Source organism: Ruegeria sp. AP7, from assembly GCF_056539905.1.
The window spans coordinates 371,400-384,086 of sequence record NZ_JBQFVT010000004.1 but is presented as its reverse complement, the minus strand read 5'-3'; the positions used below and the strand labels follow the sequence as shown (position 1 = coordinate 384,086).

Here is a 12,687-nt window from a genome sequence, read left to right as displayed (position 1 = left end):
CTCCGTAAAATAGATCCGACGTCGATAAGCCATTCCAACACTCCATCTTTGCTCTCAAAGTGAAGTGTTGCGTCGATCCATTGAGACCGCCGGACAAAGCGGACATTCCGGACTACTGTATGTGGTCGTCTTTTTCCTAAAAAAGACTGCCTGAGCGAACCTATTGATCGTTCGCCGTGCAGAAGAAAGCCGTAGCAGAACTCGCTTTTTTGGCGTGCGGTCTGTATGCAAGTTGTAGAAGCGGCTCCCAACGTTTATCGGGAGCCTTGTTTACTGAATAGGAGGGTCTTTGGAAAATCAGGCGTGTCCACCACCGATCAAACCGATACCCGAAGTCAGACCGAACCAAGCTTTGACCCGCAGACCAACCGCCTTGATGATGCCCATTGCTTGGATCCCGTGTGCGACAAGTGTTCCTTCCATTTCACCTTCAAAATTGGTGGTGTAAGATTGGACGATGCAACCGCTACCTGGCACCAAAAGTTCGCGGTGTTCTGGGTGCACCAGATCGAGATGCACAACGATCTGACCCCGTTTCGCCTTTTCACTTGGCTCAATCAGGCGACCGCTAGGCGCTAGTTGACCGGAAGATATCTGCTCCTGAATACGTACGATCCTTGCAGGAAGAACGGTATTGCGCATCGAGATGTTGAAGTTGCTTTCGCACGCCACCTCTGCGGCCATACCTTCGTACAATTCAGTGCGAGAAACCTGCGAGAAACCGGCGACGATACGTCCTTTCTCTAGGTCTTTGCGATCGGGTACAATCAGCATTGCCGGGCTCATTGCGGCTTGTGCGGCGCGTGAACCGACATTCAGGGTGACTTGTTCAATTACACCATCGACAGAGCTCAGCGTCAGAGTCTTTGACAGCTCCACCTGAGCCTGCGTCAACGATGCGCGCGCCGATGCAAGCTGGGCGGGCAGAACAGCAGTCGCCTGAACTTGTGCCACGCCAAGTTGCGTCTCAGCAGCCTCAACCTCTGCTTCCCGAGTGCTCAAGGTCGCCTGCGCGCGTTCCAGCTGGCTTACTTGAAATGCCGCTGAGCCTTTTGCCTGAAGCGCTTCGTGGTCCATCAGCACCAACTCAGCCTGTTCTCTAGCGGTAACTGCGGCATCCACAACGGCCTGCGCGGTCTGGACCTGCAACTCTGCTGCCAGTTTCGCGCTTTCTATCTCTTCAACTTTGCGCATCGCAAAATCTACAGCGGCTTGTTCCGACGCATTCTCGACTGCAAACAGCGGATCGCCCGGTTCGACACGATCGCCGCCCTTTACATAGATGTCTGTGACGGTTCCGCCGTTCTCGGCAACGACCGGAACAGTTCTGAATGGCACGAGGCCGGTGTAGGACTTGGGATAGTAGTAGAATACAGCAAAGAACACGATCAGGGCCAGGACGAACCACATGAAGAGCGCTCGGTGAACATTGTAGAGGGTGACCGGTAGCCCGCGCCATTTCAGATAAATCACGCGCAGGACAAACGGAAAAGATGTGACGAGAAGCTCAATCATTTTGCCAACTCCTCTTTCGATGGACGCCACCACAGCATGAAGTCGCGAGCGATTGCGGTCAGGATTAAGGCACCCGGCAGTAGACTGCTGAAGTGGCTCAGGGCAGGCATCAGCTCATACGCCAAGGCGACAGTGAGCATTGTCGGAATAGTTGTGCGCAGCGGAGTGCCGATTGACTTGTGTTCGGTGTAACGTTCAAAGCGCGCATACAGATGTACGACCAGCAGGATCGCAATGGCGAGAACGACCAAGCCTACCCAAGCATAGGTGTCGGTTTGATTGGGCGCGACCCACCATCTGGGATCGCCGCCAGCGGCAAAGGCCGGAGTTGAAATGACGCCAATTAAGGGCGCCACAAGGAACGCGGGTGGTTTCATGTTTCAGGTCCTTTTGTTACGCAGCCACGCTGCGCATGTAGATTTTCAGTGTTTGGAGAACGTCAATTCTCGGTGGGTTGTTGTGCGGTTTCTGAGGGTTGTTCCGGCAGGGTGTAGGGAGGGTCCCAGCGACGTCCGTTCGGTGTTTTTTCACCAAGCGCCCAAGTGTGCAGACCTTGGATGTTTCCCCCGGACCACTCTTGTTTGACGGAGTTTTGGATTGCCTTCAGTACGCGGTAGTATCTTGCGAAGTAGATCATGGTCGTTTCCTTTCTGATGACCCGGACCTAACCGTCATCGCGCTTGCGATCCTGAGGGTTCTGGACATTTGTTATTGGCTTCTGGACAATTGCAGTAACTGCAGGGAGTTGCGTGCAAGTCAGGGGAGGACGCACAAATGCCACGCATTAGCGCTTACAGACTGCAAAACGTTGGGCTGCGTTATTCGCAAGAACCCGGAACACGCATTCCGTTTCCTGAGGTCTTGGAGATGGCTGGGGTGCCCATTGATATCGGCAACAGCCCCGATGCCACTGTCGAGTTGCTTCACGAGGCGGGTACAGTTGAAACTGCGTGCCGGGTTTTGAAAGACAAAACTTTCGCAGCGCGGGTTGGCCTTTCGGCGCAAGGTCCCGGAACACTTCTGGCATACATCGTGCGGGCAGCCGAAACGGTGAAAGACGCGCTAGCCTTGACGCAACGCTTTTATGCAATGCAGGATCCTGACTTGCGTCTTGACGTAGTGGGGGCGCCCGAAGAGCCAAAGATCACTCTGGAGAGCAGTGTTATCCCGGCGCATCAATACCCTCGCCACCGTGAGATGCTGATATTCGGTCTTTATAAGCGTGTTCAACAAATCACCTCTGGTGGGCTTACCCCGATCTCTATTGAGTTGGAAACGGACGATGCCGAGCACTGCCAGTTGCTGGCCGATTTGGCAGGATGTGAAGTCTTAGGCTTCAAGTCCGGATACGCCTTGGCTCTGCCGTCAAACGGCATGAGTTTTCGGATACCTACGGCAGACTCCACATTGTTGGGGCATTTACGTATGCACGGGGAAGAGCAACTGAAGGCTCAACCTGATGCAGTCCGCAGTCTATCCGACCGCATTGTGGACATGCTCGGGGAGCGTCTTCCCGGACCGATACCAAACGGCGACGATATCGCCGCAGAGCTTGGACTGACGCGGCGCACTATGTCCCGGCACCTGTCGGCCGAGGGAACAAGCTTTAAGGTACTCTTGGAAGGGGTGTTGTGCGACCTGTCCAAGCGGATGCTTCGTAGTGGTGAGGGTGTTGCCCGTGTTGCCTTCATGCTTGGATTTGCGGATCAGGCCGCTTTTTCGGTGGCTTTCAAGCGCTGGACAGGTGAAACACCCGCGAGGTTCCGTAAAGCTGGCCGCTAAAGGGCTTAGTGACAGGGGACGGAAGATGTCCAAGATCCACAAAACCTTGTCCCGTCTCCAAAAGAAAGCGGGCCATCGGGTCACCTAGTTCAATGGCACACAGCAGCTGCGGTGGTTGCTGACCCAGAACAAGGAAAACCCTATGAAGACCTCGAAGAAGAAAATCTTTATTGCCCCGATCTCCGGCGCACTTCTAATCACCATGGCAGCCACGGCTCAGGCCGACTACGTCACCGACAAAGCGATCAAGGGCGCAGTTGTCGGCGCCACCATCGCCGGTATCGCAGGCGAAAGCATCGTAGGTGGTGCTGCCGCAGGTGCCGCAGTTGGCGCCGTGGGGGGTGCGATCCAGAAGGACAACTTCGAAGACGCGCAGGACGAAGCCCAGGAGCGCCGCGACGACTTCAAGGAAGAACACAAAGACTGGAACGACTAAAGCTCGACCGCCAACGAAACAGAAAAAGGAGAAACACAGCCGAACAAACCCGACCGGTTGGCATGCGCTGTTAGCATCCAGACGCAGTTTGACTGACCATCCCGCACAGAACTCGCACAGTTTCTGATAGGTTGCCATTCGGCTCGGAAAACGAGCCGGGTGGCAACTTTGTTTTGAACCCTCAAACGTCACACGTTTGCGGAAGCCGCGGGTCCGGACTTCGGTCGCCAATCTCAACCGCCGCTTTGTCCAAAACCCAAAAACAACCGTCCAGAACCCAAACGAACTGAAACCGGCACCAACCCAAATCCGGCTCATCTGAATGACATCGACGAGCTGGCAGCCGAGTTACTTCTGTTCACTGCCGCACTTTGCAACCCAATGCCAAAGGAAACGGCAATGAACTTATTCGCAAACTTCGACGCAGAAACCCTGGCACGCATCCAGTTTGCCTTTACTGTGTCGTTTCACATCATCTTCCCGGCCTTTTCCATCGGCTTGGCGAGCTTCTTGGCCGTCCTCAATGGCCTCTGGCTATGGCGCAAGAACAACGTCTACCTCAACCTCTTCAACTACTGGAAAAAGATCTTCGCCGTAGGCTTTGCCATGGGCGTCGTGTCCGGCATCGTGATGTCTTACCAGTTCGGCACAAACTGGAGCGTATTCTCGGACACCGCGGGCCCTGTGATTGGTCCCTTGATGGCCTACGAGGTCATGACCGCCTTCTTTCTTGAGGCTGGGTTCCTCGGCATCATGCTCTTTGGTCGCGAACGCGTCGGTCCGAGCTTACACATGATGGCCACTGCAATGGTCGCTCTTGGTACTCTGATTTCGGCTACGTGGATCTTGTCGGTCAATTCTTGGATGCAAACCCCGGCTGGGTTCGACATCAACGAGCTGGGGCAGTTCATCCCCGTTGATTGGTGGTCGATTGTCTTCAACCCATCCTTCCCCTACCGCCTGACCCACATGGTCCTTGCTGCCTATCTCACAACCGCCTTCGTGGTGGCAGGGGTTGCGGCTTGGCACTTGCTACGTCGTAATCGCACGGCCGAGGTTACCCGGATGTTCTCGATGGCAATGTGGATGGCCGTTCTGGTCACCCCGCTGCAGATCGTTGCCGGCGACCTTCATGGTTTGAACACGCTGGAGCATCAGCCGCAGAAAGTGATGGCGATGGAAGGTCACTTTGACAGCCATCCCGAAGGTGCACCGCTTATCCTGTTTGGCATTCCAAACGAAGATGAAAAGCGCGTGGACTATGCCATCGAAATCCCGAAACTATCATCGCTGATCCTCAAACATGACCTTAACGCCCCGCTTGATGGGCTGGACACTATCCCCGACGACGAGGAACCCCCTGTCGCGATCGTGTTCTACAGCTTCCGCATCATGCTCGCTATCGGCTTTGCCATGCTGGTCGTCGGCCTGTGGTCGCTTGTTCAACGGGTACGGGGTCGCCTCAACGAAGATCGCTGGTTGCACCGGACATCCGTTCTATTGGCGCCCAGTGGGTTTGTAGCGGTACTGGCCGGTTGGATTACCACCGAAGTGGGGCGCCAGCCGTACACGGTATACGGGCTGATGCGGACGTCAGATTCCCTTTCACAAGTGGATGCACCTACTGTTGCCGCGTCTTTGGTAGCCTTCATCGTAGTGTATTTCACTGTGTTCGGAGCGGGCACGTTCTACATGCTGCGCCTCATGGGGAAACCACCTGTCGAAGGTTTCCAGCAACGTCACAAACCCCTTGAAATCTCTATTTTGGCGGAGGCAGCGTAATGCTTGAACTCTCGACAATTTGGGCGGGCATAATTGCTTTTGCCGTTCTGACCTATGTGATCCTGGACGGGTTCGATCTAGGAATTGGGATCCTCTTTCCATTCGCAAAAACCGACAAAGATCGCGATGTCATGATGAACTCGGTCACTCCAGTATGGGATGGGAACGAGACCTGGCTGGTTATGGGCGGCGGAGGTTTGTTCGCTGTTTTTCCGCTGGCTTATTCCGTGGTGATGCCCGCGATCTATTTGCCCGTTATCATCATGCTTCTTGCGCTTGTTTTCCGCGGTGTCGCCTTCGAATACCGGTGGCGAACGGTGCGTGGGCGCTGGCTGTGGGATGTCGCGTTTCACGGTGGTTCAACCGTGGCTGCCTTCTGCCAAGGCATCACGCTTGGCGCGCTGGTCCAGGGCATCCCGGTCGAAGATCGGCTCTACGCAGGTGCACAGTGGGATTGGCTGACGCCGTTCTCTGTCCTAACGGGTGTGGCCTTGGTGATCGGGTACGCCTTGCTGGGCGCGACCTGGCTCAATATGAAAACAACGGGCGGAATACAGCACCAGATGCGTTCCTATGCACGTCCACTGATGCTCATGACGCTCGGGTTGATTGGCCTCGTCAGTCTTTTGACCCCGCTCCAAGATCCGATCTATCTGATCAGATGGTTTTCTTGGCCCGGTGTCGTTTTCTCTGTGTGTGTGCCGGCTGTTGTTGCTCTCATTGCTTGGATGCTTCATCGCGGCCTGAAGACACAGCGCGACTATCAGCCCTTCTTCTGCGCCATTGCATTGTTCGTCGCTTGCTTCATTGGCATTGGGATCAGTTTCTACCCCTATATGCTACCCCCAAGCCTAACGATTGCCGAAGCCGCAGCGCCGGACAGCAGCTTGGCCTTTGCTCTGATCGGAGCCGTCATTCTGCTGCCTGTGATCCTGGCCTACACCGCCTACACGTACTGGGTTTTCCGCGGAAAGATCGATCCAGAGGAGAGCTACCATTGAAACTGCTAAAGCAAGTTTTCTGGTTTAGCGCAATCTGGTTCGGCAGCGTCTTGTGCCTAACCACTGTCGCTTACGTAATCAGGATGTTCATCACTTGAAATGGCAAGGATACCAATGTTCGCGCGTCGGCATGTCTAGATCACGCAAATATTAGTCCAAGCGCCGAAAGAAACCCCGTTCCGGCCTACCAAATTCCCAAGAACAAGCGGCTGGCTGGGTCGTCTCTAACTTAACCATTCAAGGGGGCTTTGATGCTTTCTAATCCAAAACAAATGTCTGTGCAATGGGATCAGATTGATCCGGCTCTGCCCACTCCGCCTAAGCCAAAAAACCGGAGCAACAAACGCTCGTCTGGCAAGTTGCCAAAATTGTTCACCGGGCACCTTGCCGCAGGGCTTTCGACCTTTGTTCTATTGCCCTTCACCTCGGCCCTAGCAGGGACGGTCACGAAAGATCTCTCTCCAATTGTGGACATGTTGCTAGTCCTGCTCTCTGCATTTGTTGTTTTTGCTTTCACAGCCGCAATAGTTTTGAAAGGGTCAACACTGCGGGCTGTCCTCGGGCGAGGATTGGCCTCTCTCGGTACAGCGCTCATCGTTTCGCCCGTGGGGCTCTCGGTCCTGTTCGCATTATACCTGCAAGACTGGTTATCGATCGTAGTAGACACGTCTATCGAGCAGGCGGGAAAAACAGCGATATCCCTGTTTGGCGGTATCTTCGTTGCCAATGCCCTCGCAATGGGATTGGCGTTTGGATGTTTGTCCTTGCTACTTGGAATCAGGCTAATGCAAAATCGTCCAAAACCACTCGTTTCACCTTAGGCGAGTGAACTTCCGCTTTGGACTTTAATCGGTCATTGAAACTAAATAGAATAGCGGACTTCATGCCAGTCCTGAATAATCAAATAAAATACAAAAAGGCCTACTCACTTTCGCAAGCAGGCCTCTAAGAAGGTCACTCTCCGATCAACCGATCACATCCGCGAGGCGACGTTTTCCCAGTTCACCAGGTTGTCGAGGAAGTTCGACAGATACGCCGGACGCTTGTTGCGGAAGTCGATGTAGTAGGAATGTTCCCATACGTCACAACCCAGCAGTGCGGTCTGACCAAAGCACAGCGGGTTCACCCCGTTCTCGGTCTTTGTGACAGCCAGCGAGCCGTCGGAATTCTTGACCAGCCACGCCCATCCCGAACCGAACTGACCAGCACCGGCAGCGCTGAACTGCGACTTGAATTCGTCAACCGAACCGAAGCTTTCGGTCAGAGCCTTCTCCAGCTCGCCGGGCATGGCGTTGCCGCCTGGGCCCATCATCTCCCAGAATTGGTTGTGATTCCACAGCTGGCTGATGTTGTTGAAAATACCGTTCTGCGCGACGGCGTTTGCGTCGTAGGTGCCAACGATGATCTCTTCCAGCGACTTGCCGTCCCACTCGGTGCCGGCGATCAGCTTGTTGCCGTTGTCGACATAGGCCTTGTGGTGCAGGTCGTGGTGATATTCCAGCGTTTCCGCCGACATACCCTTGGCTGCCAGCGCGTCATGTGCATAAGGAAGATCAGGAAGTTCAAAAGCCATGTCGGCCCCCTGTTGAAAATGAATGTTGCGGTTCCAAAGGTTAAATGCTTTGACAGCCGCCGCAGGTCAAGGCCCGCGACACAAAAACCCGGAGGTCCGCGATGCTGACACAGGCGCGCAAAATGTTTTATCGCGCCCGCGGATACTATGCGGGCAACCTGAACGGTGAGCGCTTTCGTCTGGACCCCTACCACTCGAAATTCTGGCGGAAGGCATCAGCCGGGGAGTGGGAGCCTGAGACATTTTCAGTGCTGGACCAATATCTGTCGCCCGCGCAGGATTATCTCGATATTGGTGCGTGGATCGGCCCCACGGTCCTCTATGCGGCGCGGCGCGCTCGCCATGTATGGTGTTTTGAGCCTGACCCAGTGGCTTACCGCCACTTGGCCTGGAATCTAGAGTTGAACGACATCCGCAACGTATCAGCTTTCAGCATCGCCTTGTCTGATGGGTTTGGGGTGACCCGAATGGCATCAGCGCACGGAGAGGCAGGTGATTCCACCTCGTCATTGCTCCACGACGGAAGCCATGGCACTGACGCACTCACTGTCGGTTGGGATCAATTTTCTGAATCCGTAGACCTGACTAATGTTTCTTTGGTCAAAATGGATATTGAAGGCGCCGAATTTTCGGTTCTGCCCTCTCTGCTTCCCTGGCTGGAAAAAGAAAGCCCATCGCTGTTGCTCTCAACGCATGCACCTTATCTTAGCGCAGATAATCGTGGCGCAGCTATGAACAAACTATCAGAAGACCTGGCCTTCTATCCCCATTGCCACGACCCACTTACTGGCGAAACCGGCAAATCAGCCCTCACCAGCCAACGGGCACTCACCCAGTTCCCGACCTTCCTGTTCAGCGCGAACTCCTGACGCTGAGAAAAGGTGGTCCGCACTTCATCTGGCCCAAGGTATCCTGGGGGTGAGGCCGCAGGCCGAGGGGGCAAAGCCCCCTCACCCATATATCATCAAGCGATCAGGGATTAATAAACCCCAACCTCACTGCCCGGCTGCGCTGCAACCTTGAACAGTTTGAAAACATAGTCCGCCGCCGAGCGGAAACAGACAATGCGGAAGGTCTCGGCGTCGTCCATCCAGAAGGCACCGGCCACCTGCGCCAAACGCGATCGGCGGATCTGGCCGGGTTGGAATGCTTCAGCCGACAGCTCGACCGGGGCCAGTTTGCCAAGAACCTCACGCGCATTGGAGCCCGACACCCGGAACACTGCCCGGGCATCTGAAACGTTGACCGCCAGCGCGTGCGTGGCGCTCAGCGCGTTGGTCATCGCGGCGAGTTTGGCCTCGACCTCAGCATAAGGCACCAACACCAGCAACTCGTCGGTGGACATCCAACAAACACCGGTGTCGCCGTCGACAAGTGCTTCACGTTGGCCAGGCACTTTCTGCCCGGTGGCATCCTTTACAGCCTTAGCCAGCACCTTATCGGACAAATCACCGCGTAGTGTGATCATGCCCTGCAGACCGCATTCCTCAACCTTGGCGATGCCATCATAAGAGGCGTGGTTCAGTGCGCTGATGGGTTCAGACATTCTGCTTCTCCCCGTCCTTGTCATAGAAGATCGGGTCCACGATCTTGGCTTTGTAGGTTTTGCCATCGGTGCCCGGGAACTCGACCACTTCGCCCATCCGATCCGGTCCATGCTTGATCAGGCCCATAGCAATGCCTTTACCCAGATTGGCCGAATAATAGGTCGAAGTTACACGCCCGATCATATTACGCTGACCGTTGGCATTGACGCCTTCGCCCACCGCATAGGCGCCGTCCGGCAGAACCGATCCATCCACAGTCTCAAGACCGACTAATTTCCAGCGTTCTGGATCGGCCATATGGCTGCGCGAATGGGCACGTTTTCCGAGATAGTCCTCTTTCTTCTTCGACAGCGCCCAGTGCAGCCCCAGATCCTGCGGGATCACGGTGCCGTCAGTCTCGTCGCCGATCATGATAAAGCCCTTCTCGGCCCGCAGGATGTGCAGACATTCGGTGCCGTAAGGCATCACGCCGAATTCCTTGCCTGCGTCCATCAGAGCATCCCAGAACGCCTGCCCTTGAGAGGCGGGAACCGCGATCTCATAGGACAGCTCGCCAGAGAACGAGATGCGGTAGGCCCGCGCGTCGAACTCTCCGATCTTGCCATCGCGCCATTCCATGAATGGCAGCACCTCTTTCGATAGATCCATGCCACCCAGCTTTTGCAGCACCTTGCGAGCGTTCGGACCGACAACGGCAACCTGAGCATATTGCTCGGTCACGTTGGCGACATAGACTTTCCAGTCCCACCACTCGGTCTGAAGCCACTCTTCCATGTGACCATGGATACGCTCTGCTCCACCTGTGGTGGTGTGGCAGAGCCATGTGTCCTCGTCGATACGAGCGACCACGCCGTCGTCGATCAGGAAGCCGTTCTCCGAGCACATCAGGCCATAGCGGCATTTGCCGACCTTCAGAGTGGACATCATGTTGGTGTACATCATGTCCAGGAACTTGCCTGCGTCGGGGCCTTTGACGATCAGCTTGCCCAGCGTCGAGGCATCCAGCAGACCGAGATTTTCGCGGGTGTTCTTCACCTCACGATTCACCGCGTCATGCACGGACTCACCGGGACGCACATAAGCATACGTCCGACGCCAATGACCGACTGGTTCCCAATCAGCGCCATTTTTGTCGTGCCAATTGTGCATCGGCGTCTGCCGGATCGGTTGGAACACGTCACCGCGGGCTTCGCCACCAATCGCACCCATCGAAATGGGCGTATATGGCGGGCGGAAAGTAGTGGTTCCCACTTTCGGGATCTCGGACTCAAGCGCATCAGCCAAGATCGCCAAGCCATTGATGTTACTCAGCTTACCCTGATCCGTCGCCATACCCAGAGTGGTATACCGCTTGGTGTGTTCAACACTCTCATAGCCTTCGCGGGCTGCGAGCTGCACATCAGAGACTTTGACGTCATTCTGAAAGTCCAGCCATGACTTCATGCGCAGCTGAATTTCTGCGTTGGCAGGCATGAGCCAGACGGCTTCCATCGCAGCTTCTTCGGTGGTTTCACCAACAGGAGCCTTGGTGTTTTTGGGTTTGAAGCCCGCTGCTTTCGCGGCTGCTTTACCTGCCGCATGTGCATCAGTCAGCACCTCGGCCAATGCCAGTGGTCCGTTCGACGCCCCAGCTGCAACGACGAACCCATCGCCATCGGCACCCAGAGGCGGACGCGCCGGGTCGGGACGGAAATGGGCCTGGGCCTCATCCCAGATCAGCTTGCCACCACAATGCGACCACATGTGAACAACCGGAGACCAGCCGCCCGACATCGCAACCGCATCACACTCAACCTCTTCGCGGGCGCCACCGATGCCGTTCTGATTACACAGCTCGACCTTCTTGACGCGTTTTCCGCCTTTGACCTTTGCAATCGCCTTGCCCGGATCAACACGGATGCCCAGCTGTCGCGCCTCTTCTGCCAATGGACCTGCGGTATCGCGCGCATCGACCACACGCAGAACATCCACACCCGCCTGTTTCAGAATGATCGCCGTGCGATAAGCATCGTCATTGTTCGTCGCAACGATGACACGCTCACCCGGTGTCACACCCCAGTTGACCACATAGTCGCGCATTGCTGCGGCCAGCATTACACCTGGTACGTCATTCCCAGCGAAGGAAAGCGGTCGTTCGATTGCACCGGACGCCGTAACCACCTGTTTGGCGCGGATCCGCCAAAGACGGTGACGTGGCCCCTGGGTGCCGGGCTTGTGGTCGGTCAGGCGTTCGTATCCCAACACATAGCCATGGTCATAGACTCCTGCCCCCATGCAGCGGTTGCGCATGGTGACATTGTCCATTGTTTCGAGTTCGGAAACCAATTGTTCCACGAACTTATCCACAGGCTCACCGCCGACAGTTCCACCATCAACAGAGGCGCGACCACCCCAATGGGCTGTCTGCTCGATCAGCAACACCTTGGCACCCGACTGCGCAGCCGTTTTGGCCGCTTGCAGACCTGCGATACCACCACCAATCACCAGAACATCGGTGAAAGCATAGAAGTGTTCGTAGGTGTCCGCGTCCTTGGTTTCCTTATCCGGAGCTTTGCCCAGTCCCGCCGACTGACGGATGAAAGGTTCATACACATGTTTCCAGAACGGCTTCGGGTGGATGAACATCTTGTAATAGAAACCGGCCGGCAAGAACCGCGACAGATGCGTGTTGATTGCACCAATGTCGAACTCAAGGTTCGGCCAGTGGTTCTGCGACACCGAGGTCAGACCATTGAACAGTTCGGTCGTGGTCGCGCGCTGGTTCGGTTCGAAGCGGCCGCCCTGCCCCAACCCGACCAGAGCGTTAGGCTCTTCCGCGCCGCTGGCAACGACGCCGCGCGGACGGTGATACTTGAAAGACCGGCCCATCATCATCTGGTCATTGGCCAGCAGAGCCGACGCAAGCGTATCGCCTTCATAACCCTGCATTGAGGTGCCATTGAAGGAAAAGTTGACCGGTTTCGACCGGTCGATCAGCCGGCCTTGTTTTGCGAGACGGGTGCTCATTGTGCGGACCTTTCGCGGGTGGAGGCGTCAAAGCCTCCGGCGGGA

Annotated in this window: 12 protein-coding genes; 6 read left to right on the top strand and 6 right to left on the bottom strand. The window is 55.8% G+C overall.

Annotated features, from left to right (window positions below; all coding sequences use genetic code 11):
- Positions 1-297: 297 nt before the first annotated feature.
- The 3 genes from ACR0KN_RS11155 to ACR0KN_RS11145 form a co-directional block, all read right to left on the bottom strand.
- On the bottom strand, positions 298-1,515 hold the full coding sequence (locus ACR0KN_RS11155) for an HlyD family secretion protein (RefSeq protein WP_480653511.1): 1,218 nt from the start codon (positions 1,513-1,515) through the stop codon (positions 298-300).
- Positions 1,512-1,892, bottom strand: coding sequence for a hypothetical protein (locus tag ACR0KN_RS11150; protein ID WP_480653509.1), 381 nt, complete (start codon positions 1,890-1,892; stop codon positions 1,512-1,514). Before ACR0KN_RS11150 ends, ACR0KN_RS11155 begins: the two co-directional genes overlap by 4 nt.
- A 62-nt stretch (positions 1,893-1,954) precedes the next feature.
- A complete protein-coding gene (locus ACR0KN_RS11145; protein WP_480653507.1) occupies positions 1,955-2,152 on the bottom strand; it encodes a hypothetical protein in 198 nt (65 codons plus the stop codon).
- A gap of 137 nt (positions 2,153-2,289) precedes the next feature.
- Here ACR0KN_RS11145 and ACR0KN_RS11140 point away from each other — a divergent pair, with 137 nt between their 5' ends.
- The 5 genes from ACR0KN_RS11140 to ACR0KN_RS11120 all read left to right on the top strand — a co-directional run bounded on the left by ACR0KN_RS11140 (position 2,290) and on the right by ACR0KN_RS11120 (position 7,337).
- On the top strand, positions 2,290-3,297 hold the full coding sequence (locus ACR0KN_RS11140; protein ID WP_480653505.1) for a helix-turn-helix domain-containing protein: 1,008 nt from the start codon (positions 2,290-2,292) through the stop codon (positions 3,295-3,297).
- Positions 3,298-3,439: 142 nt separating this feature from the next.
- Positions 3,440-3,733, top strand: coding sequence for a hypothetical protein (locus tag ACR0KN_RS11135; protein WP_480653503.1), 294 nt, complete (start codon positions 3,440-3,442; stop codon positions 3,731-3,733).
- Positions 3,734-4,132: 399 nt separating this feature from the next.
- Positions 4,133-5,515: a cytochrome ubiquinol oxidase subunit I gene (locus ACR0KN_RS11130; protein WP_480653501.1), complete on the top strand. Its 1,383-nt coding sequence runs from the start codon at positions 4,133-4,135 to the stop codon at positions 5,513-5,515.
- Positions 5,515-6,516 (top strand): cytochrome d ubiquinol oxidase subunit II, encoded by a 1,002-nt coding sequence (gene cydB, locus ACR0KN_RS11125; protein ID WP_170773109.1) that lies wholly within the window; start codon positions 5,515-5,517, stop codon positions 6,514-6,516. The genes ACR0KN_RS11130 and cydB overlap by 1 nt, the downstream gene beginning before the upstream one ends.
- A gap of 251 nt (positions 6,517-6,767) precedes the next feature.
- Complete coding sequence (locus ACR0KN_RS11120) at positions 6,768-7,337, top strand: hypothetical protein (protein ID WP_480653499.1); 570 nt, start codon at positions 6,768-6,770, stop codon at positions 7,335-7,337.
- A 152-nt stretch (positions 7,338-7,489) separates the two neighbouring features.
- On the opposite strand, the gene ACR0KN_RS11115 is transcribed toward ACR0KN_RS11120, so the two are convergent.
- Entirely contained in the window at positions 7,490-8,089 is a 600-nt protein-coding gene (locus tag ACR0KN_RS11115) for a superoxide dismutase (RefSeq protein WP_170375882.1), read from the bottom strand.
- Between the two features lie 101 nt (positions 8,090-8,190).
- On the opposite strand from ACR0KN_RS11115, the gene ACR0KN_RS11110 reads away from it, so the two are divergent.
- The gene (locus ACR0KN_RS11110; protein WP_480653497.1) at positions 8,191-8,958 is read left to right on the top strand and encodes an FkbM family methyltransferase; all 768 of its coding nucleotides are present in this window, start codon (positions 8,191-8,193) and stop codon (positions 8,956-8,958) included.
- Positions 8,959-9,068: 110 nt separating this feature from the next.
- Here the strand turns inward: ACR0KN_RS11110 and ACR0KN_RS11105 are convergent, their stop codons facing one another.
- Together ACR0KN_RS11105 and ACR0KN_RS11100 are read right to left on the bottom strand one after the other, a co-directional pair.
- Positions 9,069-9,635, bottom strand: coding sequence for a sarcosine oxidase subunit gamma (locus tag ACR0KN_RS11105; RefSeq protein WP_480653495.1), 567 nt, complete (start codon positions 9,633-9,635; stop codon positions 9,069-9,071).
- Positions 9,628-12,642, bottom strand: a complete 3,015-nt coding sequence (locus tag ACR0KN_RS11100) for a sarcosine oxidase subunit alpha family protein (protein ID WP_480653494.1) — start codon at positions 12,640-12,642, stop codon at positions 9,628-9,630. The genes ACR0KN_RS11105 and ACR0KN_RS11100 overlap by 8 nt, the downstream gene beginning before the upstream one ends.
- Positions 12,643-12,687: the final 45 nt, after the last annotated feature.

Bases quoted from the DNA above. Each gene is read 5' to 3' on its own strand.
- ACR0KN_RS11120 (WP_480653499.1), top strand. From the start codon at position 6,768: ATGCTTTCTAATCCAAAACAAATGTCTGTGCAATGGGATCAGATTGAT.
- ACR0KN_RS11130 (WP_480653501.1), top strand. From the start codon at position 4,133: ATGAACTTATTCGCAAACTTCGACGCAGAAACCCTGGCACGCATCCAG.
- ACR0KN_RS11100 (WP_480653494.1), bottom strand. From the start codon at position 12,642: ATGAGCACCCGTCTCGCAAAACAAGGCCGGCTGATCGACCGGTCGAAA.
- ACR0KN_RS11150 (WP_480653509.1), bottom strand. From the start codon at position 1,892: ATGAAACCACCCGCGTTCCTTGTGGCGCCCTTAATTGGCGTCATTTCA.
- ACR0KN_RS11110 (WP_480653497.1), top strand. From the start codon at position 8,191: ATGCTGACACAGGCGCGCAAAATGTTTTATCGCGCCCGCGGATACTAT.
- ACR0KN_RS11155 (WP_480653511.1), bottom strand. From the start codon at position 1,515: ATGATTGAGCTTCTCGTCACATCTTTTCCGTTTGTCCTGCGCGTGATT.
- cydB (WP_170773109.1), top strand. From the start codon at position 5,515: ATGCTTGAACTCTCGACAATTTGGGCGGGCATAATTGCTTTTGCCGTT.
- ACR0KN_RS11115 (WP_170375882.1), bottom strand. From the start codon at position 8,089: ATGGCTTTTGAACTTCCTGATCTTCCTTATGCACATGACGCGCTGGCA.
- ACR0KN_RS11145 (WP_480653507.1), bottom strand. From the start codon at position 2,152: ATGATCTACTTCGCAAGATACTACCGCGTACTGAAGGCAATCCAAAAC.
- ACR0KN_RS11140 (WP_480653505.1), top strand. From the start codon at position 2,290: ATGCCACGCATTAGCGCTTACAGACTGCAAAACGTTGGGCTGCGTTAT.
- ACR0KN_RS11135 (WP_480653503.1), top strand. From the start codon at position 3,440: ATGAAGACCTCGAAGAAGAAAATCTTTATTGCCCCGATCTCCGGCGCA.
- ACR0KN_RS11105 (WP_480653495.1), bottom strand. From the start codon at position 9,635: ATGTCTGAACCCATCAGCGCACTGAACCACGCCTCTTATGATGGCATC.